At 41.4% G+C, this 21,231-nt stretch carries 20 protein-coding genes; 10 read left to right on the top strand and 10 right to left on the bottom strand.

Features of this window, described 5'->3' with window-relative positions:
* Nucleotides 1–6: 6 nt before the first annotated feature.
* Together U0035_RS12545 and U0035_RS12540 are read left to right on the top strand one after the other, a co-directional pair.
* Nucleotides 7–1,215: a DUF2062 domain-containing protein gene (locus U0035_RS12545; protein ID WP_245957659.1), complete on the top strand. Its 1,209-nt coding sequence runs from the start codon at nt 7–9 to the stop codon at nt 1,213–1,215.
* 201 nt (nt 1,216–1,416) lie between these two features.
* Entirely contained in the window at nt 1,417–5,253 is a 3,837-nt protein-coding gene (locus U0035_RS12540; protein WP_114790129.1) for a trifunctional MMPL family transporter/lysophospholipid acyltransferase/class I SAM-dependent methyltransferase, read from the top strand.
* A 1-nt stretch (nt 5,254) separates the two neighbouring features.
* On the opposite strand, the gene U0035_RS12535 is transcribed toward U0035_RS12540, so the two are convergent.
* From U0035_RS12535 to U0035_RS12520, 4 genes are all read right to left on the bottom strand, one after another.
* Nucleotides 5,255–6,070, bottom strand: coding sequence for a hypothetical protein (locus U0035_RS12535; RefSeq protein ID WP_162817798.1), 816 nt, complete (start codon nt 6,068–6,070; stop codon nt 5,255–5,257).
* A 172-nt stretch (nt 6,071–6,242) separates the two neighbouring features.
* Nucleotides 6,243–6,782: a heavy-metal-associated domain-containing protein gene (locus tag U0035_RS12530; RefSeq protein WP_114790127.1), complete on the bottom strand. Its 540-nt coding sequence runs from the start codon at nt 6,780–6,782 to the stop codon at nt 6,243–6,245.
* Nucleotides 6,783–6,999: 217 nt separating this feature from the next.
* On the bottom strand, nt 7,000–7,431 hold the full coding sequence (locus U0035_RS12525) for a heavy-metal-associated domain-containing protein (RefSeq protein WP_211316374.1): 432 nt from the start codon (nt 7,429–7,431) through the stop codon (nt 7,000–7,002).
* Nucleotides 7,432–7,540: 109 nt separating this feature from the next.
* Entirely contained in the window at nt 7,541–7,927 is a 387-nt protein-coding gene (locus U0035_RS12520; protein ID WP_114790126.1) for an HYC_CC_PP family protein, read from the bottom strand.
* 78 nt (nt 7,928–8,005) lie between these two features.
* On the opposite strand from U0035_RS12520, the gene U0035_RS12515 reads away from it, so the two are divergent.
* Nucleotides 8,006–9,523: a phytoene desaturase family protein gene (locus U0035_RS12515; RefSeq protein ID WP_114790125.1), complete on the top strand. Its 1,518-nt coding sequence runs from the start codon at nt 8,006–8,008 to the stop codon at nt 9,521–9,523.
* A gap of 61 nt (nt 9,524–9,584) precedes the next feature.
* On the top strand, nt 9,585–11,243 hold the full coding sequence (locus U0035_RS12510) for a C45 family autoproteolytic acyltransferase/hydrolase (protein WP_114790124.1): 1,659 nt from the start codon (nt 9,585–9,587) through the stop codon (nt 11,241–11,243).
* A gap of 39 nt (nt 11,244–11,282) precedes the next feature.
* Here the strand turns inward: U0035_RS12510 and U0035_RS12505 are convergent, their stop codons facing one another.
* Nucleotides 11,283–12,080 (bottom strand): M12 family metallopeptidase, encoded by a 798-nt coding sequence (locus tag U0035_RS12505; protein WP_114790123.1) that lies wholly within the window; start codon nt 12,078–12,080, stop codon nt 11,283–11,285.
* A gap of 193 nt (nt 12,081–12,273) precedes the next feature.
* On the opposite strand from U0035_RS12505, the gene U0035_RS12500 reads away from it, so the two are divergent.
* Nucleotides 12,274–12,852 (top strand): nitroreductase family protein, encoded by a 579-nt coding sequence (locus tag U0035_RS12500; protein ID WP_162817797.1) that lies wholly within the window; start codon nt 12,274–12,276, stop codon nt 12,850–12,852.
* A gap of 33 nt (nt 12,853–12,885) precedes the next feature.
* Here the strand turns inward: U0035_RS12500 and U0035_RS12495 are convergent, their stop codons facing one another.
* The 4 genes from U0035_RS12495 to U0035_RS12480 are packed head-to-tail and all read right to left on the bottom strand — an operon-like array spanning nt 12,886 to nt 15,993.
* Nucleotides 12,886–13,590 carry a response regulator transcription factor gene (locus tag U0035_RS12495; protein WP_114790121.1) on the bottom strand — a complete coding sequence of 235 codons (705 nt, stop codon included), beginning with the start codon at nt 13,588–13,590 and terminating at the stop codon, nt 12,886–12,888.
* Between the two features lie 30 nt (nt 13,591–13,620).
* The gene (locus U0035_RS12490) at nt 13,621–14,616 is read right to left on the bottom strand and encodes a sensor histidine kinase (protein WP_114790120.1); all 996 of its coding nucleotides are present in this window, start codon (nt 14,614–14,616) and stop codon (nt 13,621–13,623) included.
* A 22-nt stretch (nt 14,617–14,638) separates the two neighbouring features.
* Nucleotides 14,639–15,091, bottom strand: coding sequence for a gliding motility lipoprotein GldH (locus tag U0035_RS12485; protein ID WP_162817796.1), 453 nt, complete (start codon nt 15,089–15,091; stop codon nt 14,639–14,641).
* A 26-nt stretch (nt 15,092–15,117) separates the two neighbouring features.
* Nucleotides 15,118–15,993 (bottom strand): YicC/YloC family endoribonuclease, encoded by an 876-nt coding sequence (locus tag U0035_RS12480; protein WP_114790118.1) that lies wholly within the window; start codon nt 15,991–15,993, stop codon nt 15,118–15,120.
* A 742-nt stretch (nt 15,994–16,735) separates the two neighbouring features.
* Here U0035_RS12480 and U0035_RS12475 point away from each other — a divergent pair.
* The 4 genes from U0035_RS12475 to U0035_RS12460 all read left to right on the top strand — a co-directional run bounded on the left by U0035_RS12475 (nt 16,736) and on the right by U0035_RS12460 (nt 19,718).
* Nucleotides 16,736–17,683, top strand: coding sequence for a UDP-3-O-(3-hydroxymyristoyl)glucosamine N-acyltransferase (locus tag U0035_RS12475; protein ID WP_114790117.1), 948 nt, complete (start codon nt 16,736–16,738; stop codon nt 17,681–17,683).
* 8 nt (nt 17,684–17,691) lie between these two features.
* Nucleotides 17,692–18,600, top strand: a complete 909-nt coding sequence (locus tag U0035_RS12470) for a DUF72 domain-containing protein (protein ID WP_114790116.1) — start codon at nt 17,692–17,694, stop codon at nt 18,598–18,600.
* A 426-nt stretch (nt 18,601–19,026) separates the two neighbouring features.
* Nucleotides 19,027–19,362: a hypothetical protein gene (locus tag U0035_RS12465; protein WP_162817795.1), complete on the top strand. Its 336-nt coding sequence runs from the start codon at nt 19,027–19,029 to the stop codon at nt 19,360–19,362.
* Between the two features lie 29 nt (nt 19,363–19,391).
* A complete protein-coding gene (locus U0035_RS12460; protein WP_114790114.1) occupies nt 19,392–19,718 on the top strand; it encodes a hypothetical protein in 327 nt (108 codons plus the stop codon).
* 1 nt (nt 19,719) lies between these two features.
* On the opposite strand, the gene U0035_RS12455 is transcribed toward U0035_RS12460, so the two are convergent.
* Complete coding sequence (locus U0035_RS12455) at nt 19,720–20,415, bottom strand: YjjG family noncanonical pyrimidine nucleotidase (RefSeq protein ID WP_114790113.1); 696 nt, start codon at nt 20,413–20,415, stop codon at nt 19,720–19,722.
* A gap of 103 nt (nt 20,416–20,518) precedes the next feature.
* Here U0035_RS12455 and U0035_RS12450 point away from each other — a divergent pair, with 103 nt between their 5' ends.
* Nucleotides 20,519–21,220 (top strand): SDR family oxidoreductase, encoded by a 702-nt coding sequence (locus U0035_RS12450; protein ID WP_114790112.1) that lies wholly within the window; start codon nt 20,519–20,521, stop codon nt 21,218–21,220.
* Nucleotides 21,221–21,231 lie beyond the last annotated feature (11 nt).

Below are 21,231 nucleotides of genomic sequence, written 5' to 3'. Positions count from 1 at the left end.
TGCCTTGTGGGCAATGAATCAAAAATAGCAACGGATGAGGTATCCCGGGCTTTTACAGACCTTAGGGTGTGTGTAGTCATACCAACCTATAATAATGCGGCTACAATTGCCACAGTTATTTCAGATACTTTACAGTATACGAATCATATAATTGTGGTAAATGATGGCTCCACCGACGATACCGCAAATATTGTCGAAGGGTTTGAGGCTATTACCGTTGTGTCCTACCTGCCTAACCAGGGGAAGGGGATGGCGCTAAGAACCGGGTTTAAAAAAGCTGTAGAACTTGGTTATGAGCACGCTATTACTATTGACTCCGATGGGCAGCACTTCGCCAAAGACCTGCCTCTTTTTATTGAAAAACTAAAAACAGAGGGCCCGGCCCTGGTTATGGGCGCCCGCAACATGGATACGGCGGATAACGTACCGGGGAAAAGCAGTTTTGGCAATCAATTCAGTAATTTCTGGTATAAGGTTGAAACTGGTATTGAATTACCTGATACACAAACCGGCTACCGGCTGTACCCTTTGAGTCCTATCAGTAAAATGAAGTTTTTTACCCGTAAGTACGAGTTTGAAATAGAAGTAATTGTAAGACTGGCATGGGCAGGCGTAAAGGTGAGCTCAATTCCCATAACGGTTTATTATCCGCCCAAAGAAGAACGAATCAGCCATTTCAGACCGTTTAAAGATTTTACCCGGATCAGCATCGTTAATACTGTGTTGGTGACCATCTGTTTTTTTTATATCTGGCCACGGGATTTTATCAGGAAGTTTTATAAAAACAAGAACTGGAAACGGGAGCTAAGGCAAATACTGCTAAAACCCGGGGAAACCGATATTAAAAAGGCGAATGCCATCGCGTTCGGGGGCTTTATGGGCATTATTCCAATTTGGGGGTTTCAGTTGCTCGTAGGAGTTTTCTTAGCCCACTTGTTTAAATTGAACAAAGCGCTTTTTGTGCTGGCTGCGCACATCAGTTTTGCGCCTATGATCCCGGTAATAGTTTTTTTAAGCTACAAAATGGGTAAGCCTTTTATGGGTAGCCGGGCGGTGGATATATCGCTGAACAAACAGCTTACACTTTCTAAAATTGGCCAAAACCTGGAGCAATATATCTATGGTAGTTTGTTGCTTGCTATAATTGTTGCAGTGGTTTTCTGGCTGCTTACTTTTATTTTATTGAAGGTGTACCGAAGCGCCAAAAACTCATAGAAAGCGATGCATCACCACCATATGCCACCGGACCTGCAGTAAAAGTATGTGGGTGCAATATGAAAGGGTGCTACAATACAGCAGTAACAATTCCCGGTATTTTCCCCTCCGGTTAAGAACGGTATTTTGGGTACCTGTAATCAATAAGTTAACCTTGCGCTTAAACCAACTACATTCAATATTTTTGCCGCTGTTTTGAGCATGCAAAATATCTTTTTATCCATATACAACTTCTTCTGCAGGAACAAAGCCGCCCTGTATATTGTATTCGTTAGTACATTGGCGTTGTTTGCATTTTTTGCTTTGCGGGTAAAGTTTGAAGAAGATGTTTACGCGATCATTCCGAAAGATGCGAAAACAGAAAAGCTCACCGAGGTATTTGGCAATTCAAAATTTGCCGACAAACTGGTAGTAATGGTGTCGTTGAAAGACAGCAGTACAGCAAAGCCCGATCAATTAGTAAAGTATGCAGATGTATTTGCTGAAGCGCTCAGGCAAAGGGCAGAACCGTTTATCAAAAATATACGGTACAAAATTGATGAAGCATTTACCTACTCACTTTTTGAAAGCATACAACAACACTTACCGGTATTTTTAACGGAAGCTGATTATAAGAAAATAGATACGCTGTTGCAGCCGGCTGAGTTAAGTAAATCCATGAGCCGCAGCAGCTCTATTCTGGGTATTCCTGCTTCCAATCCTATTAAGAATATCGTGTTGAATGATCCTTCGGGCATTTCATTCCTGGCTTTAAAAAAGCTACAGCAATTACAATATGAGGATAATTTTACATTACACAACAATCATTTTGTAACAAAAGATAAAAAGACACTGCTTCTTTTCCTGGCGCCTTCTTTTGCGGCTGGTAATACGGGTAAGAACCAGCAATTCTTCCGTATTATAGATCATACTGTTGATAGCTTGAATAAGGCGGGCTTTGCTGATATCCAAACCCAGTACTTTGGAGGAGCAGTGGTGTCGCAAAGTAATGCCGCTCAGCTGCGAAAAGATACTTTACTAACACAGGGTGTAACCGTACTTTTTTTAATAGTATTCCTGGGCATTTACTTTAGAAAGAAGCGCGCACCATTACTCATATTAATGCCTGTAATTTACGGTGCTGCTTTTTCATTAGCTGCTATTTATTTTATTAAAGGAAGTATTTCTGTGATTGCATTGGGTACGGGATCTATTGTACTGGGTATTGCGGTTAATTATTCCTTACATGTATTCAACCATAGCCGTCATCATCCCGACATTAAAGAAGTGATCAGGGACCTCTCCTTTCCGCTTACTATTGGAAGCATCACTACTATATTGGGCTTTCTCAGCTTGCAATATGCAGCATCCGATATGTTGAAAGACCTGGGCCTGTTTGCAGGTTTCAGTCTGATAGGCGCGGCGGTGTGTTCGCTGGTGTTCTTACCTCATTTTATCCGTTCCGACAAAACCCGTATCGTAAAAACATCCTGGCTGGATCAAATCTCTTCTATCAGGCTGGAGTCTAATAAATGGTTGGTAGCCGGCATTATTGTCATTACTATCGTGCTCTATCCTTTTGCAAAAAAGGTAGGTTTTGAGCCCGATATGATGCAGTTGAATTATATGTCGCCCAAGCTGAAGCAGGCAGAAGCTACAATGAACAGCATCAGCGGAGCGGCCTTAAAATCGGTATACATTGTAAGTGAGGGTAACAACCTTGACGATGCTTTAGAGAAAAATGAATCATTGCAAAGCCAGGTAGCCGGCCTTAAAGCAAAAGGGTTAATCAATACCAGTTCTGGCGTGTCCGATCTTTTTATGTCTGATAGTTTGCAGCGGTTGAGAATTAACAGGTGGAATGCCTACTGGACACCAGAGAAAAAGCAACAGGTACTCTCTCTTGCTACCCTATTAGCCCCCGCTTCGGGATTCACCGTAGATGGCCTCGAAAATTTCAGGGCATTATTGAACCGGCCCTACGAGCCGGTTACTACGCAAAAGCTACAGCCGCTACGTAGTAGCTTCCTGGATGACTACCTCACGGAGCAAAATAACAAGGCTTCGGTTGTAACATTGATCAAAGTGCCCGAGCAACATAAACCCCGGGTGTTAGCTGAATTGGAGCGCCGACCAGATGCAATAGTGCTGGACCGGCAATACCTTACCTCCCGGCTTACCCAAATGGTTAATGATGATTTCAATAGGATTGCCTGGATCATCTCCATTATAGTAGCTACGATGCTGCTGTTGACCTATGGGCGAATTGAGCTGATGTTGATGTCTTTTATACCAATGGCCATCAGCTGGATCTGGATATTGGGTATCATGTCAGTTTGTGGTATCCAGTTCAATATCGTTAATATCATTATTTCGGCTTTGATCTTTGGTTTGGGAGATGACTATAGTTTGTTTGTAATGGACGGATTGCTGAACGAATACAAAACAGGAAAGAAGAACCTGGCATCCTACAAATCTTCTATTCTGCTGTCCGCTATTACTACTGTAGCCGGTTTAGGAGTATTGATCTTTGCTAAACATCCGGCCCTTAGATCTATTGCATTTATATCGGTTACCGGTATTCTTTGTGTGGTGATCATGTCGCAGATCCTGATCCCATTCTTCTTTTCCATGGTGATTAAGAAAAGAATAGACAAAGGCTTTCATCCCTGGACACTCTGGAGCTGGAGCCGGTCTGTATTCTCTTTCTTCTACTTTGGCTTTGTAAGTGTATTGCTCACCATTTTAGGTTTGTTCCTGATAAAGCTTAAAGTTGTCGGATATAAAAAAGGTAAGTTTATTTACCATTACCTCTTGTCCAAATTTTGCATGTCCGTATTATACATTATGGGCAATTTTAAAAAGCGGCAGATCAATTTGCAAGGCGAAAATTTCGACAAGCCGGCTGTGGTAATTGCCAATCACCAATCCTTCCTGGACATATTGCAAATGGCCATGTTAAATCCACGCCTGATCTTATTAACCAATCGTTGGGTTTGGAACTCCCCCGTTTTTGGTTGGGCCATTAAGATGGCGGACTTTTATCCTGTTGCCAATGGAGTTGAAAACAGCGTGGACTTATTGAATACACAGGTACAACAGGGATATTCCATATCGGTTTTCCCTGAAGGTACCCGGACTTCTCAACCCCCTATGAAGCGCTTTCATAAAGGCGCATTCTATTTGGCCGAACAATTAAAGCTGGATATGGTACCGGTGCTATTTCATGGGTTAGGATATACGATGACGAAGGGTGATTTCTTACTGAAGAACGGACCGGTTACTGCAAAATATTTGCCGAGGATAAAAGCGGATGATGCAAGCTGGGGAACTACCTACCAGGAAAGGACGAAAAATATTTCCAGGTATTTTAAAGAGCAGCATGAAGCGTTAACAAAAGAGCTGGAGCAGCCGGCTTATTTTAAAGAACATCTGTTTTTTAATTATATCTATAAAGGGCCCGTACTGGAATGGTATTTAAAAATAAAGCTGAAGCTGGAAAACTACTACCAGCCCTTTCATGAGTTGCTACCAAACGAAGGCCGGTTTTTAGACCTCGGCTGTGGTTATGGCTTTATGTGCTATACCCTGCATTGGGCCAGCCAGGGAAGGCGATTATTTACAGGGGTGGACTATGATGAAGATAAAATAGCCACCGCACAGCATTGTTTTAGCAGGACAGAAGCCCTCCAATTTGTACGGGGAGATATCGCAACCCACCCCTTAGAAAAATATAATGGTATTATCATCAGCGACGTACTGCATTATTTACAACCTATAGCCCAGGAGCAGGTAATAGCGCAGGCGATCGATAGCCTGCTTCCGCGAGGTATACTCATTATCCGGGATGGAGATGCCGACCTGAAAGAAAAGCATAAAGGCACAAAATTCACTGAGCTACTGTCTACGAAAATATTCTCGTTCAATAAGACCACTAATCAGCTTCATTTTCTTTCGGGTAAAATGATTGAAGCGCTCGCCATAAAAAAAGAAGTGACTTTGCAGAGAATAGATCATACAAAGTACACTTCTAATGTTATCTGGGTTATCAGGAAATAGCTTAAAGTGCTCCAAAAAATGTCCGTTCAAAACTAAGCTGTACGCTGCTGCGCGCCATTCTGTTCATGTCGCTGCCTAACTGGAAACGGTAGCCGAGGTTGAGTTTGGAATTGCTGTTAAAAATAAACTGAACGCCCGGAGCCATATCAACATAATACCTTTTTGTGTCCAGTGTTTGTTGCGCCAGTATTTCGGTATAGATATTGAAATTGGTCTGCCGGTAATCTTCATATTTCCGGGGAAACAACAGGTAGCCGGCAGATAAAAAATAGTTCATTGCCTGGTAAGGCAGGTTTAGCGGGGCATCTTCAAATCTTGATTTGTCTAAAACCTGTACATGGCTCACGGTGCCGCTTATGGCTAGTTTATTGATCAGCTGCGTAGCTATTACTCCTGCTTCGGCGCCTGTTTTATTGCCCATTAAGGCAATTTCATCATATCTAAAGGGCGCTTTGCTGACAGAAGCATCAGCAAAAGCTGCCATTCTGAAATGACGATGTGCCTCATCTTTCGATAAGAACCTGTACTTGCCGTATAAAGACGCGGATTCAAATTTAAAGGCACTGGTATGCATATTGGCAAATGTTCCTGACGCCCTTAGCATAAAGTTTTTGGAGAGCCCCATATACATTTCAGGCCGGTAACGTTGCACAAGCCCCTTACTTTCCCCGCGCATGCCTTCTGCATAATTGGCACTCAACTTTGCACTGATGGATTTCGCAGGTATATTAGATGCGGGTTCGGTATAAATGTATAACTCCTGCGCTTCTGACCTCATAACAGGTAGTAGCAACATGCATAAAAGAAAATATTTCACTTGTTCAATTTAAAGTTTTTAGATCCTGGTTGGCTACCAGCCATAAAAAGACACATCAATAACCCCTGGGTAGTGAAGACACTACCACAGGCATTATATAAAGTACTTTGTTTGTTATAATAAGAGTGCTATCCGGGTCGTAGTGAAACCGGCATTTAAAGATCTGTCTCCGTTAAATGGTGGTATGATAAATCCGCGCGCCTTGAGCTACATCGCTGCAGCAATGAGACGCTTTCCCAGTGTTGATGCAATCTTTTTGGGTAGCGGCTTTCATGGCTTTAAATGTTTTGTCGCTCACAAAGTTTTTATCAACAATGGTGATAGTTTGCTCGCCATTCAACACCTGGTCTTTAACCTTCACAAAGTGGAAATTAGCGTTACCTATTTTGTGATGTTGGTCATTTTCCACCTTCAGGTTATTAAAATCGCCGGTCAGCTTTAAGCTGCCTACCGAAAACCCTGCTTCTTCCACTGCCTTCCGGATCTGGTCTACGTTTACTTCGCTGCCCTGTTTGAATTGAATATTAAAAGCGGTATTCTTAATATCCGACTTTACCGATTCAACAAAGCCTACTTTCTGAAGCGATTTATTAATGGCGTTGCTACATAAGGCGCAGGTAAGCCCGTTGGCCTGTAACGTAGCTTTTGAAAATTGTGCATTTGCCTGTATCATGCTTACGGCAATAATCAGAAAAAAGATGAGTTTTTTCATTGTTCAATATTTTAGTAATCGTTATTCGGTAAAAGGCATCAATCCGGGAAAGAAGCAACTGCTCCCGGAGGATATTCGCCTGCTTACTGAATAACGATAGTGAATAATTTTAATGTCATTAACTTAAGAAAGCCGCTTTCGTTTTCTCTTTTTGAGCTTAAACCCAGGGTACACAAAACAAGGCTCCCTTAAATTAATGACATGGAATTGTTATACGTTATGATTTTTTGCAGCAATCTTTAGCCTGAGACTCTTTGCAACAAGCCTGTTCTGCAGGGTTGCTGCAGCAGTCCATTTTTTTGTTGGCACTTACAGCCTTTCTTTCATATTGACAACATCCGTGTAATTTATTATAAGATTCATCAGAAGCCTTAGCGCCTGCATTATCGTAACCGGCTTCGGCAATTTTTTCCTGAATTTTGGCGGCGCTTGTATTGTTTGCAAATTTAATAGTCAGCTTTTTTGAGTCTACATCCCATGCGGCATAAGACGCACCTGCAGATTTCGCAGCTTTCTCTATGTTTGATTTGCACATACCGCAGTTACCCGCAACATCAAAAGTTTCAGTTTTTTTAGATTGAGCCAGTGCTTCGTTATTGGAAACGATGGTGAAAAGACATGCTAAAAGAAATAATTGTAATGTTTTCATTGTATAAAAATTTTGATTTTAAGTAGAATAATAAGAGTCATTATTACCTGGCTGGTAATGACCAAACACAATAATCCGGATACACTTTAAGTGTGTGGGACTTATTATTCTATATTCTGAAAACATTATTAGCCAGATAAAGATCATTATCCGGCAGGGGAGGTGAATGTCTTTGATTGTCTAAATGATTGTTGCCATTTAAAAGGGTGGTCAGCAAAAAGTCGGTTATAATTACCGGCATTTCATCCAGTGCCGGGAGATTATATACGTATAAAGGGGTTTTATTGTGGTCCGTATCTCCTTTTACCAAGGTTTCCTCGTCGTTGCAGCAGCTATGCTGCTCTTTCTCCATTCCACACTTACCGCATTGTTTTTCTTTGGCAGCAAAAAGGCTAACCGATGCCAAACGGTCCATACAGTAATGCGATACTGCAACCACTCCCGTGGTCATCAGCATATAGCAGGAAATCAATATGAACAATGTGATTTTCTTCATCCGCACAGCAAAGTTAGTAACATTCCTTTTCTGTTTTTGTTAAAAAACCATTTGTTTTCTACGAATTTTGCATGTTCCATGGCAGGTAGCAAAAAATATGATGTAGTGATAATAGGCAGTGGCCTGGGTGGTTTGCTGTGTGCTAACTTGCTGGCAATGCGTGGAATGAAGGTTTGTTTACTGGAAAAAAACAGGCAATTTGGTGGTAACCTGCAAACTTTTTCCCGCGATAAACAGATCTTTGATACGGGGGTACATTATATCGGCGGGCTTGAAAAGGGGCAGACACTTTATCAGCTATTTAAATATGTAGGGTTGATGGGCCACCTGAAGGTCGAAAAAATGGACGAATGCTTTGATAAAGTTCTTATTGAAGATGATGATAAAGTTTATTGCCAGTCACAGGGATATGAAGCTTTTCAAAACCACCTCATTAAAGCGTTTCCAGAAGAGAAGGATGGTATTATCTCCTATTGCCTGAAAATTAAAGACATATGTAGCTCTTTCCCTTTATACAACCTTTATTTAAAGCCTCAAACCGACGAATTGTATAAAGGTAATAACGAGAGTGCCGCATCGGTAATTGCTTTTTATACGCAAAATGAAAAGTTGCAGGCGGTACTGGCAGGTAATAACCTGTTATATGCAGGTGATATCGATACAACTCCTTTTCATGTTCATGCATTAATTGTTAATAGCTACATAGAAAGTAGCTGGAAATGTATTGGTGGCGGATCGCAGATCGCGAAAATACTGGTGGCCGCTATCCGGAAAAATGGTGGGGAGATTTTCAGGAATAATGCGGTAACAGCCATTAAGGAAGACGAGGGTAAAATAACCCATGTGCTTACAGAAGATGGTCAGCAGGTAGCCGCCGATTATTTCATCTCCAATGTTCACCCGGCAACAACAATTGGGTTAACCCAATCGTCTTTATTAAAGGGGCTTTACAGAAAAAGAATAAATGGCCTTCCGCAAACGGTCTCATCTTTTTCTCTTCACATCGTTTTGGAAAAAGAGACGGTTCCCTTCGAAAATTGTAATTACTATTTCCACAAAGAGGGACAAGTGTGGCAAATAAACCATTACACCAAAGAAAACTGGCCGCTGGGTTATGGCCTGTATTTTACGGAGGATAAACTGCATCCGGGTTTCTCGGCTACGGTTTCTGTATTGACGCCGATGCGATACGAAGAAGTGAGCGAGTGGGCCAATACCTATAACAGGGTGGGCAGGGAAAGTAGCAGGGGGAGGGCTTATGAACAGTTTAAAGAAGATAAAGCCCGGACGCTGTTGGGGTTAATAGCAAAGCGGTTCCCTTTAGTGACAGATAATATTAAAAGTTTTTATATTTCTACACCACTCTCCAACAGGGATTATATCGGCGACGCAGAAGGCAGCATGTATGGTATTCAAAAAGACTATCATGATCCATTACAAACAATGATCAGCCCGAGAACAAAAATTCCTAACCTGTTTTTAACAGGGCAAAATTTAAATTTGCATGGCATTTTAGGTACTTCGTTAAGCGCTGTACTAACCTGTGTTATGTTGACAGGAGATGAGGGACTGGTGGACAGGATCAGGGAAGCATGATGGAATGTACGATCTGCGAATGTTAACTGTTAGATATTTTAAAGAGCATTATACGCAATAAATGAGCAAAAGATTCTGGAGAAGATTTTTACGGGTGATAGGAGTGATGGTATTGCTCTTTGGATTATTATTTGCCTACCTGGCCTGGGTTTCAAAGATCAACCCGCCTAAGGTCAGCGATTTATCTGCTTTTCAACTGCAACGGGAAGAGCCGGACAAGGGTTTATATGTCATTAAAAACAGCTGGTTCCGGAAAAGCAATTCCGGTTTGTATGAAATGTATGTAGAAGGAACCCCGTATGAGCTGGGTACTGTAAATGGCAAACTAAGCGAAGAGCTGGTTAAAAAGCAGGAGGATTATTTCAGTGAGCAGATCAATAAAATGATACCGTCCAGATCTTACCTGCATTTTTTAAAATACTTTATTGGTTGGTTTAACCGCGATCTGCCTAAAAATGTAACGGACGAATATAAGCAGGAAATCTACGGCGTTTCGCAATCGGCGTCAGAAGGGTATACTTACATTGGTACTAAATACTCGCGTATTTTAAATTATCATTCAGCACATGATATTGGCCATGCTTTGCAGAACATGATGCTGGTGGGCTGCACTTCTTTTGGTACCTGGGGTAGCGCTTCTCAGGATAGCACTATGATCATCGGGCGCAATTTCGACTTTTGGGTGGGGGATAATTTTGCTAAGAACAAAATAGTCGAATTTGTTAACCCTTCAGCAGGGTATAAATTCATGAGTGTTACCTGGGGCGGCTTTGTTGGTGTGGTATCGGGTATGAACGAAAAAGGGTTGACGGTTACTATTAATGCGGCTAAAAGCAGTATTCCCGGCGGTTCTGCAACCCCGGTAAGCCTGGTAGCCCGTGAGATTGTTCAGTATGCAAAAAATATAAAAGAAGCGATTGCTATTGCGCAGAAACGGAAGATGTTTGTAAGTGAATCTTTTTTAGTGGGCTCTGCACTCGATAATAAAGCGGTGGTTATTGAAAAAACACCCGACTCTCTTTCTGTATACGATCCTAATAAGAATGAGATCCTTTGTACCAATCATTTTCAAAGCAATGATTTCTGGAACAGCGAACCTAATGTGGAGCAGAGAGCAAACAGCGCTTCTGTATATCGCTATCAGCGGCTAACCCAGCTGCTTCAACAAAATGGGCCCAACACAGTGCAGAAGACCGTCAATATACTACGTGATTACAGGGGCGTTAACAATACCGACATAGGTTTGGGCAATGAAAAAGCGGTTAACCAGTTTATCGCCCATCATGCTATTGTATTTGAACCGCAGAAATTAAAGGTGTGGGTCTCTACTTCTCCCTGGCAAATGGGCCAGTTTGTATGTTACGACCTGAATAAAGTATTTGCCCTTAAAGGAATGAAGAATAACCGCGAAGTATATGAGGCGGATCTCAACATACAAGCAGATAGCTTTATTTATACGCCCGCGTTTAAGCGGTTTGAGCAATTCAGGGCGAATAAGCAGCTGGCAATGGATGGCGCTACGATCATACCAGATAGCCTGGTTGCTGAAAATCCTAATTACTATAATAGCTATGTAGCCGCAGGGGACTATTACTTCAAAAAGAAGGAGTATAAAAAGGCTTTGCCTTATTATCAAAGGGCTTTAACGCTTGAAATAGCAACTGTTGGAGAAAAAGATCATATTGAAAACCGGATTAAAAAAATACAGGACAGTAAATAGCACCTGGGAAATTAGACCAGGTGCTATTTATTTTAATTTTTATTTTGGATAAACCGTACCGATAAAAGATTTATCCGTTGACGATAGTACTGTATTCCATCCCACTGAAAAATTACCAATAGTTAATTGCTCTTCGACCGGGTAGTGCATAATGGACGCCTGGTCGTAAGCACTGAAGTTGGTTTGAGATGTGGAGTATTTTTGAAACAAATTAACATCCACCTGTTGCGTCGTCCATCCCTGCGTTTGCCTGTAATAGTCATATACGGCAGGTTTATCCCAGGGGATATCTGCCAAAGGATGTTGGTGTTCGTGAATCATTCCCAATGCATGTCCAAATTCGTGAATGGTAGTACGGCTGAACTCTTCGTCGGGGGTGGTGTTATCAAACCAGCCAAAGTTCATAGTGGCTTTGCCTCCTTTTATGGAGTTGGCATCGTTGCCAATGTAGGACCAGGATCCTCCGGGTGAGAAGCTAACCCTGATCGTTGCTTTCCGGTCGTTGGTGACAAAGTTGAATTTAATATTTGCGTAAGACTCCCATTGTTTGGCAAAGGCAATTACCTTGTTACGTACAAAGGCGGTACCTCCGTTAAGGCTAACAGTGAGTGTAGTGCCATTGGGCCATTGCTTGGTTTTTATGGTAGCTCCTCGCGCAACAGTACCCTCAGGATATAATTCTGTGCAAACATGCAGGTTGGCGAAGCGCGGTGAGATCGCCATAACTTCAGCTTCTGGCTCTTCCAAAGGTGTTGAATCTATCCCGTCACTTTTCTGGCAGGCGGTAAAGCATAGCACGGCGAACGCTGTTAATACAGCAAGGTTAAGTTTTTTCATAACTGATACTTGAGTGATTATAAATTGGTTTAAATAAAAAAATCCGGTTTCAGGTTATGATCCTGATCGGATAGCAAAGCAAACTGTATACAATTTAATCAATAATTGCAATAAAAAGATCATATGATGGTTGGATGACAAAAAATTGATTACGGTGAAATTTTTGCTGCTATTATTGTTGAAAATTAGCAAGATGAAAAATCATATAAAAACAGCTCAAACCGAATTCCCGGTGCTGGAACTCATACAGCAGCGTTGGAGTCCCCGTGCTTTCGCTGATCAGCCTGTAAGTGAAACGGACATACATACGATATTGGAGGCCGGATCCTGGGCTGCCAGTTCAAGCAATGAACAGCCGTGGAAGTATGTATATGCGATGAAAGGTACACCAGGTTTTGAAACTTTATGGAACTGCCTGATGGAAGGCAACCAGGGCTGGACCAAACATGCAGCAGTCTTAATGGTGGCGATTGCCCGCAAGAAGTTTACAAGAAATGGTAAGGATAATGTTCATGCAGAACATGATCTGGGCATGAGTAATGCCAGCATGTTTTTACAAGCGGTATCTATGGATATTTACCCACACCCAATGGGCGGCTTTTTCCCTGATAAAGTGCAGGAGGCATTATCCTTACCGGATGATGAAAAGCCAGTTTGTATGATTGCGTGGGGATACCCGAGCAACCCTGAAATGCTCGATGAAAAGAACAAACAAAGCGAAATGCAACCGCGAAACAGGAAGCATTTTTCAGAATTCTCCAGGAAAATATAATTAGGGATGCAAGTCGTATAGTTAAGCGGATTCTTATTCGGCATACTTGTACCCAACACCTCTTACCGAGTGAAAGAACTTAGGGTTACGGCTGTCTTTTTCGAAATATTTCCTGAAGTTCAGGATAAAGTTGTCAATGGTTCTCGTTGTAGGGTAAACGTTGTAGCCCCAAACATATTGAAGAATCTTCTCGCGGGTAACTACTTCGTTTTTATTTTCAATCAGCAGCTTCAGGAGCATCGCTTCTTTTTTACTCAGCTGCACTTTACCTGCGTATTTAGTGCTGGCTTCCTGGGCCTTAAAATCGATCACGTTGCCCCCAAATGTATAAGAGTTGCCGAGGGTACTTTTATCCTGTAGCTTTAAATTCTTTTCAATCAGCTTATGAACCCTTATCAAAAGCTCTTCAAGGTTAAAGGGCTTGGTCAAATAATCATCAGCGCCTTTTTTTAACCCTAATACTTTGTCGGCGCTGGTATTTTTAGCGCTGAGCATTAAAATGGGTACTTCGTTATTACTGATGCGAATGGTTTCGGCTACTGCAATGCCATCTACCTCCGGTAGCATTACATCCAGTATGATCAGATCAAAATATTCGTTTTTAACGGCTTTTATTGCTTCATTGCCATCATAGGCCGATGTAACCTGGTAGTTCTCTAATTCAAGATTTAACTTTAATGTTTCATGAAGGCTCTCTTCATCTTCAACCAATAGTATATTTACAGCTCTTTCTTCCATTCTAATACAGGTTCATCAAGTTATAACGTATCAAAGAAAAAATCTAACGGCAAAAATACTTCCCTTTACATTGTTATTTGTCATTAAAATGTCTGCATTATGATCTTTTGCAATCTTACGGCAGAGGTAGAGACCCAGGCCCGTGCCTTTCTTTTTTCGGGTGGCTTCGTTGCCAATCCGGTAAAACTTCGAAAAAATCTTTTTCCGCTCTTCAGCTGCAATTCCGGGTCCTTCGTCAATTACCTGTAAGGTAATATCCTCCTCGTTTCTAACTAAAGTTACTTTCACGGACTCGTCTTTCTCAGAGTATTTCAGCGCATTCTCCAGGAGGTTATTGACCAGTATTTCCAGTAAAAGCGGGTCGCCTTCAATATCGATACCTTCTTTAATGTCGCTGTATATCATTCGGTCTGGAAATCGCTGTGTGAATTCAGCTACCCGGGCTTCCAGCAGGTTGGAGAAGTCGAGCTCCTCCTTGTTCATTTTATACCATTTTCCCTCTAATTGAGAGGACATTAATATATTGTTGGTTAAAAAATCGAGTCTTTTGGTTTCTTCCAGCGAAGCATGAATGAGTTTCTTCTGCCTCTGCTCGTCCAGCTTTTGATGCCTGATCAGTGTTTCAAGGTTCAGTTTGGCGATAGCAATGGGCGTTTTCAGTTCATGAGTAACCGCCATCATGAAATTCTGTTGCTGCTCCTGTATCTGCTTTTGCTGGCGCATAGAGCGGTATACAAAAGTGGCTCCCAAAATAATCAGGCCTAAAAACACAATCCCCTCACCTCCGTATTTAATGGCGTTGCTATGATAGTCTTCCTTGGTTTTTTTCAATTCGGCCTGGTATTGGACTGGGTCTTTTTCTTTATCGATGGTCGTGTTTAAGTGGTTGATCTGGTAGTTATACATTTCTTTACTTTGCCTTTCTAAAGAAATGAACCACCATACTAATGCAGCTACGATGTAAAACAGCAATATCCAGAACTTTACAGTAGTTCTTTTTAAACGGGCTTTTAATTTTTCTTCCATAACTGCCGATTATACTTTGAAGCTATTGGTTCAATGCTATACCCACATTTAAGATATAAGGAATCGTTTCTTCTTTCATGGCATGTTGCAAGACAAATCGGTAGGATCCCGGGCGCAGAAAAACAGGGGGATTGATCTTAATCCTGCTATAGTAAATATCATCCATTGAAGCGCCTGCCCAGTTGCCGCTGCTATTGGTTAAAGGCGCATTAAGGTGCATGGAACCAATAGTTTTTTTCGCACTGTCCTGTATGAGCAATCGCACTAAAAGTTTATTAAAAGGATATTCCTGCGTATGTCTTACTACAAGGTATAGCTGATGGCTGGAACTGTCTTTAATATCAAACCTGATTACGGCATTCTGGTTTTTTTTCCATTCATGCCGGGGCAGGTCTACGTGTTTCTCATATACATCGATATGTTTACAGGAAACCGCGACCGAGATAACGAAAATAAAAATTACAAAGTAACGCACTCTTACATCTTTGCTGCAAAAGTAAGTTACAATACGTTTAATACCTGCTCCTTTGCTTTTTCCAGCTCATCTTTCATCATCACCACAATTTTTTGTATAGCAGCATCATAAGCCTTGGACCCGGTAGTGTTTATCTCGCGACCTACTTCCTGTAAAATGAAAGAAAGCTTTTTGCCTTTGCTGTCTCCATCTTCGTTGAGAATCTCCTTAAAGTAATTGCAGTGGTTATCTAATCTTACCATTTCTTCAGTAATATCTATTTTCTCTATGTAATAGATCAGCTCCTGCTCCAGGCGGTTTACATCATAATTATCTTTTCCTACTTTTTCTTCCAGCAGTTTAACCAGGCCTTCACGCATGGTTTCCTGCCTTAAAGTGTCAAGAGGGTTGATTTCTGTTTGCAGGCGGGCAATATTGTCAATACGTTTTTCTAATTCCTCTCTTAAGATATTGCCTTCATTGGCCCTGTGCTTATTTAAATCAGTAATGGCTTCTCCGATGAGCAGTTTTAACTGTGCCCAGTCTTCATCCGACAATGATTCACTGCTGGGGGTAATAACTTCCGGTAGTTTGATCAAAGCATTCAGGATATTGGAAGTATCAATGCCCAGTTCATTTGAAAGATTCACCAAAGAATGGTAATAAGCTTTGGCAAGATCGGTATTGATAACAACAGGCTTGGCATCTCCTGTATCTTTCAGGCTAATGGTACAATCTACGCTACCCCTGTTCAGTCCTTCAGCTAACACTTTGCGTATATCAAACTCAAAGGGCTTAACTATAGCAGGCAGTCTTAACGATAAGTCAAACTGCTTTCCGTTCAATGATTTTATATCAATCAAAAAAGTTTTACGGCCGATGATTTTTTCCGCCCTGCCAAAGCCTGTCATTGATTTGAGCATATACCTGTTTTGTGTAAAGATAATATTTGCAAACCGCTGCCGGGTATATTTTTATACTTGCTTATTTTTTTGTGTTTGCAACGGGTTATCACAAATTAAGAGGCACATGCTTTTAATGGTGCAACCCGGGCATCTCTAACACAGGCATCCAACCTTTAAGCCAACCAGGGTTGATCTTAAAAGCGTTACTATCATTAATGAAATAAGAAAAGTAAAGAGGAAGAGATTGAGGTTCTTGAAACAAAAAATCCCTTCAAATGAAGAAGGGATATTTTATATAGATGGGTTAGTAAGTACAGGAAATAAATTTCCTGACACAATATTAAATATTATTTCAACGATACAAAAATTATTTACAAAAAATTTTATTAACAAATAATAATTTTGCTTGTGGATATCCATAGGCTATTACAATATTTATAAGCCGTTTATCAATGACATAGCCGCAATTGCTTTTTTTATCCGGCCTGAAGCTATTCGCTCAAACAATGATGAATAAAGGGTTTCAGGCAATTCATTTTAGATAAGAATGCTTTCAATACATGAGTAAGGAGTGATACGTATACTCTTTGTCCAGTTGGCTGTAACATACTTTTATAATCAAAAAAATATCTGGTTTTATAAAGAAGATACATGATGAGAATGCTTGTTACTGTTGTATTGTGCTCGTATGTTCTAATCAGTCGCGATACAACTATGCTTACAGATCAATAATTTCATGTACGTTTGATAAAATGTTTTTATGAAGTTTGATCATCCCGTTCTTCTCACGGAAATCGCCACGCTTATTGATGCAAAACTTTTAGGTAATAAGGGTGCCAGTGCTACAGGCATTAATGAAATCCATGTAGTAGAAGAAGGCGACCTGGTATTTGTAGACCATCCCAAGTATTATGATAAATGCATTAACTCGTCCGCCAGTTTTATTATTATAAATAAGGAAACTGATTTTCCCAAAGGCAAAGCTTTATTGGTTACAGACGAGCCTTTTGAAGCATATTTGAAAATAGTAGCCCGTTACCGGCCTTTTCAGCCTTCCATGGATGTAGTGGCGGCATCGGCAGTGGTAGGTGAAGGCTCGGTTATAATGCCTAATGCTTATTTGGGTAACAATGTAACAGTGGGTAAGAACTGTACGATCTTCCCCAACGTAACCATTTTAGATCATTGTGTTATAGGAGATAATGTGGTAATACAAAGCGGCACTGTTATTGGTAGTGATGCATTTTATTATAATAAGAAAACCAATAGAGATATTCACTACAAAAAGATGACGAGTTGCGGGCGGGTGGTCATTAAAGATGGTGTTGAAATAGGTGCCGGTTGTACGGTTGACCGGGGTGTAACCGGTGATACGATTATTGGTGAAGGCACCAAGATGGACAACCAGGTGCATATAGGCCATGATACGGTAATCGGTAAAAATTGCCTGTTCGCTGCTCAGGTAGGTATTGCAGGCGCTGCGGTGATTGAAGATGAAGTAATTCTCTGGGGTCAGGTCGGCATTAGTAAAACACTCACTATTGGACGAGGTGCAGTAGTCAATGCCCAAAGCGGGGTGCCGTCATCTCTGGCCGGGGGTAAAATATACTTTGGATACCCTGTGGGTGAGGCGCGTGAAAAATTAAAAGAAGTAGCCTGGATCAAACGTATTCCCGAAATTTGGGAGAAGGTGAAAAACATTAAATAAAACGTTGTATGAAATTCGGACAGGTAGCCGACCCCGGCGGTATTAATTTCAAGCTGCCTAAAGACCCAGCAGCTACTACTGAACTATTATCTAAAGCCAAAGGCAAAGGTTTTGAAGTGTCTGTGGGGTGTGCCAAATGGAACAAGACAGATCTAAAAGGCTTTTATCCCAAAGGAGTAAAGGATGAACTGGAATATTATGCGGGACAGTTCAACTCTATTGAGCTGAATGCTACTTTTTACAATATGCCTACGGCAGACCAGGTTATCAAATGGAAGGAGAAAACTCCTAAAGGGTTTAAGTTTTTCCCCAAGCTTACCAACTCAATCAGTCACGTTAAAAGGCTCACTCCTGACAGCCTGCCGGTTGCCGAAACCTTTTGTAATGCCATCGCCAACTTCGAAGAAAAATTAGGGATGGCTTTCCTGCAGCTACATGATAAATTTTCGCCTAAAGAGTTTGAAAAGCTCACTAACTTCATTGAACACTTCCCAAAGGGTATTCCATTGGCTGTCGAAGTCAGGAATGAGAACTGGTTTGCCGATCCCCTGCACTGGTCAGCCTTTTGCGATCTGCTGCAGAAAAAGAAAATGGCCAATATTATTGTAGATACAGCAGGACGAAGAGATATGGTACATATGAGGCTAACCAGCCCCGAGGCCTTCATTCGCTTTGTAGGCTGTAATGATGATGCCATTGATAAAAAGCGTTTGGACGACTGGCTGAAGCGGATTAAAAAATGGCAGGAAGAAGGGTTAAAAAAACTATACTTTTTCGTACACCAGAATGTAGAGCTCTCCTCTCCCCTGCTATCTGCCTATTTTATTGAAAAGCTGAATAAGATCCTGGATCTGAACCTGCACATTCCTCAGATGCCGGATAATGATAAGGGTAAAGGACAGGGGAAGTTGTTCTGACTTTATTTGTTTACTTTCAGTGCACGCATATTGTTGCGAACGCCTCCGTCTGCACGTTTTTAGGAGTAAAGCCAAAACAGGCTGTGCAGAAATGGCCGGGGACGATTTTATTGTGATAAAATCTATTTCACGACTTCACCTTATAGCCGGCAAACAATTCAATCTGAAAATTCCTCTAAATTCCGCAAAGCCTAAAAAGGTTTTCCCCCGTGTTTTTATAGATGGCTCTTTAGGACTTGGTTTTTTTACCGTAATGTAGTAAATGAAAATAGAGAATTTAACAACGACCTGTTTGAAAGGAATAGGCCCCGCCATCCCAATATTTACGATGCTTATCCAGGATCAGGATTATCCGAAAACTCCGGATTCAGACCGAGTTTGGTTGTTAACCTCAGGGTAGGGTATTGTATTTAACCGGAATAAGAAATGCGTAGAACTCTTTTTATATCATCGATGGTGATATTAACCGGTATGGTTAAAGCTCAAAACAATATATCCAATGCTTTATTGAAATGGAATGTTACGTCGGCCATAGAAGTTTCGTCATTCCCTGCGTTACAATTTGCGGTGGAAAGAAGTATTTCAACTCATTACAGTATCACAGCGGAAGCAGGAATACAGGCCTTCGATTTGTTAAAAAGGTCTACTGTGACTGTAATACAGCCTAAGGGATTAAGAGCGAATATAGTATTGCGAAGATATTTTCTGCACAGAACAGGGAGAAGAACGAGAGCCGCTTACAGGGTTATATACCGCGATTAGTATTAACGCCAGGCGATATCAATACAGCGATGAGATGCTTTACCGCCATACCGATAATTATAGTGATAGCTATACCGATACTTACGGCGTACGCAGAAGCTTTGCAAGTGCCAATGCGCTTGCCGGCTACCAGGGGCGCTTTAAAAAGGGGAAGGTCTTCTACGACCTGTATGGCGGGGCTAGGCGGTGGTGTATTTTCTTTAAAAGAATACGAAAAGGAGAGCTTCATACCTGAAGGATATAAAGCCAGTACTCCGCATGATGCCAGCATTGACAATCTCCTGGGGAGAAAGCCTGCAAAAGGCATGGCTTCAATTAGTATGATGCTGGGATTAAGAGTTGGTTTAAAACTATAATTTAAAATATCGCCTCCAGCTCCTTTAGCGATCGCACCATATAAGTAGGCTTAAATTCATGCACTGCATCAATATGGTTGATAAACACCTGGTCCATGCCTGCCTTATGTGCACCTAAAATATCCGCCTCCAGGTCGTCTCCCAGCATAATACTTTCTTCAAGCCTGGCTTTGGATACGTTTAATGCGTAATCAAATATTGCTTTATTGGGTTTAAGGCTATTGCTGCCTTCTGAGGTAATGACCTGGTCGAAGTAATGATTGATCTTAGAGTTATTGATCTTATGATGCTGCACTTCTTCAAAACCGTTGGTGATGAGGTGTAGCTTATAGTTTTTATTATGCAGGTATTCCAGTACTTCTGCTGCATAGGGAAATAACACGTTGCGGGTAGGCAGCATGTCCAGAAACCGCACGCTCATGGTCTCTGCAAGTACTTCATCGGCAATTTTGAAGTCCAGTAATGCTAACCGCATTCTTTTTACACGCAGTTCTGCCTGTTTGATGAATCCGCTCCGGTACCGGGCCCAAAGCTTCAAATTGTGCGCGAGGTAATTGCGGTAAAACAATTCAAAATCGTCTACCCCCCTGCGTTTCAGCTCAAGGGTTTCATAAAGATCCAGCAAAGTAAGTTTAGCGTTAGCGTCAAAATCCCAAAGTGTATGATCCAGATCAAAAAATAAATGCTTATACTTCATTGTGTATCGTATTTGGCCCGATAAGCTGTAAAAATAAAATACTAAAACTTAAATACAGAACTTTATGCGGTATGTTTATTGCAAATAAAGAAAAGATAATATTATGAAGACTGTAGTAATTACCGGAGCATCAAGGGGAATAGGCTTTGCCATTGCTGAAATATTTGCCCAAAACGGATACAACCTCCTGCTTACTTCGCGCAGTGATATGAATTTATATAAGGCAATGGAAAAGTTGCAGACAAAATATGATACCATCGAGATCAGGGCGAAAGCGTTTGATTTATCTGTAAAAGAACAGGCCTCCGCTTTTGGAGCCTGGTGCCTGCAACATGCAACTCCCCAAATATTAGTAAACAATACCGGCAATTTTGAGCCCGGCAATATTGGCGATGAAGCAGATGGGGCATTGGAGAGACAGATAGCCACCAATCTGTATAGCGCCTACCATGTAACCCGGGCATTATTACCAGCCATGAAAGAAGAAAAAAGAGGACATATCTTTAATATCTGTTCGATTGCATCTTTGAAAGCCTATCCTAACGGAGGCGCTTACAGCATTAGTAAATATGCGCTGCATGGTTTTAGCACTAATCTCCGGGAAGAGTTAAAGACTGAAGGCATTAAAGTAACATCGGTATTTCCCGGCGCTGTATTAACAGACTCCTGGGAGGGATTTGACAATAGCGCCAGGCGCATTATGGAAGTCACCGATGTTGCAGAAATGATATGGGCAGCATCTAAACTTTCGTTTGCTGCCTGCGTGGAAGATATTATGTTACGACCTCAGCTGGGAGACCTGTAGCGCATTCAATA

It is taken from the genome of Niabella yanshanensis (genome assembly GCF_034424215.1).
Taxonomy (GTDB): Bacteria; Bacteroidota; Bacteroidia; order Chitinophagales; family Chitinophagaceae; genus Niabella; species Niabella yanshanensis.
The sequence above is the reverse complement of the archived record's forward strand: the minus strand, read 5'-3'. Positions and strand labels throughout refer to the sequence as shown.

What these genes read in the sequence shown, in the direction of transcription:
- U0035_RS12540 (WP_114790129.1), top strand. Translation starts at nt 1,417, where the DNA reads ATGCAAAATATCTTTTTATCCATATACAACTTCTTCTGCAGGAACAAA.
- U0035_RS12530 (WP_114790127.1), bottom strand. Translation starts at nt 6,782, where the DNA reads ATGAAAAAACTCATCTTTTTTCTGATTATTGCCGTAAGCATGATACAG.
- U0035_RS12525 (WP_211316374.1), bottom strand. Translation starts at nt 7,431, where the DNA reads ATGAAAACATTACAATTATTTCTTTTAGCATGTCTTTTCACCATCGTT.
- U0035_RS12520 (WP_114790126.1), bottom strand. Translation starts at nt 7,927, where the DNA reads ATGAAGAAAATCACATTGTTCATATTGATTTCCTGCTATATGCTGATG.
- U0035_RS12515 (WP_114790125.1), top strand. Translation starts at nt 8,006, where the DNA reads ATGGCAGGTAGCAAAAAATATGATGTAGTGATAATAGGCAGTGGCCTG.
- U0035_RS12510 (WP_114790124.1), top strand. Translation starts at nt 9,585, where the DNA reads ATGAGCAAAAGATTCTGGAGAAGATTTTTACGGGTGATAGGAGTGATG.
- U0035_RS12505 (WP_114790123.1), bottom strand. Translation starts at nt 12,080, where the DNA reads ATGAAAAAACTTAACCTTGCTGTATTAACAGCGTTCGCCGTGCTATGC.
- U0035_RS12500 (WP_162817797.1), top strand. Translation starts at nt 12,274, where the DNA reads ATGAAAAATCATATAAAAACAGCTCAAACCGAATTCCCGGTGCTGGAA.
- U0035_RS12495 (WP_114790121.1), bottom strand. Translation starts at nt 13,590, where the DNA reads ATGGAAGAAAGAGCTGTAAATATACTATTGGTTGAAGATGAAGAGAGC.
- U0035_RS12490 (WP_114790120.1), bottom strand. Translation starts at nt 14,616, where the DNA reads ATGGAAGAAAAATTAAAAGCCCGTTTAAAAAGAACTACTGTAAAGTTC.
- U0035_RS12480 (WP_114790118.1), bottom strand. Translation starts at nt 15,993, where the DNA reads ATGCTCAAATCAATGACAGGCTTTGGCAGGGCGGAAAAAATCATCGGC.
- U0035_RS12475 (WP_114790117.1), top strand. Translation starts at nt 16,736, where the DNA reads ATGAAGTTTGATCATCCCGTTCTTCTCACGGAAATCGCCACGCTTATT.
- U0035_RS12470 (WP_114790116.1), top strand. Translation starts at nt 17,692, where the DNA reads ATGAAATTCGGACAGGTAGCCGACCCCGGCGGTATTAATTTCAAGCTG.
- U0035_RS12465 (WP_162817795.1), top strand. Translation starts at nt 19,027, where the DNA reads ATGCGTAGAACTCTTTTTATATCATCGATGGTGATATTAACCGGTATG.
- U0035_RS12460 (WP_114790114.1), top strand. Translation starts at nt 19,392, where the DNA reads ATGAGATGCTTTACCGCCATACCGATAATTATAGTGATAGCTATACCG.
- U0035_RS12455 (WP_114790113.1), bottom strand. Translation starts at nt 20,415, where the DNA reads ATGAAGTATAAGCATTTATTTTTTGATCTGGATCATACACTTTGGGAT.
- U0035_RS12450 (WP_114790112.1), top strand. Translation starts at nt 20,519, where the DNA reads ATGAAGACTGTAGTAATTACCGGAGCATCAAGGGGAATAGGCTTTGCC.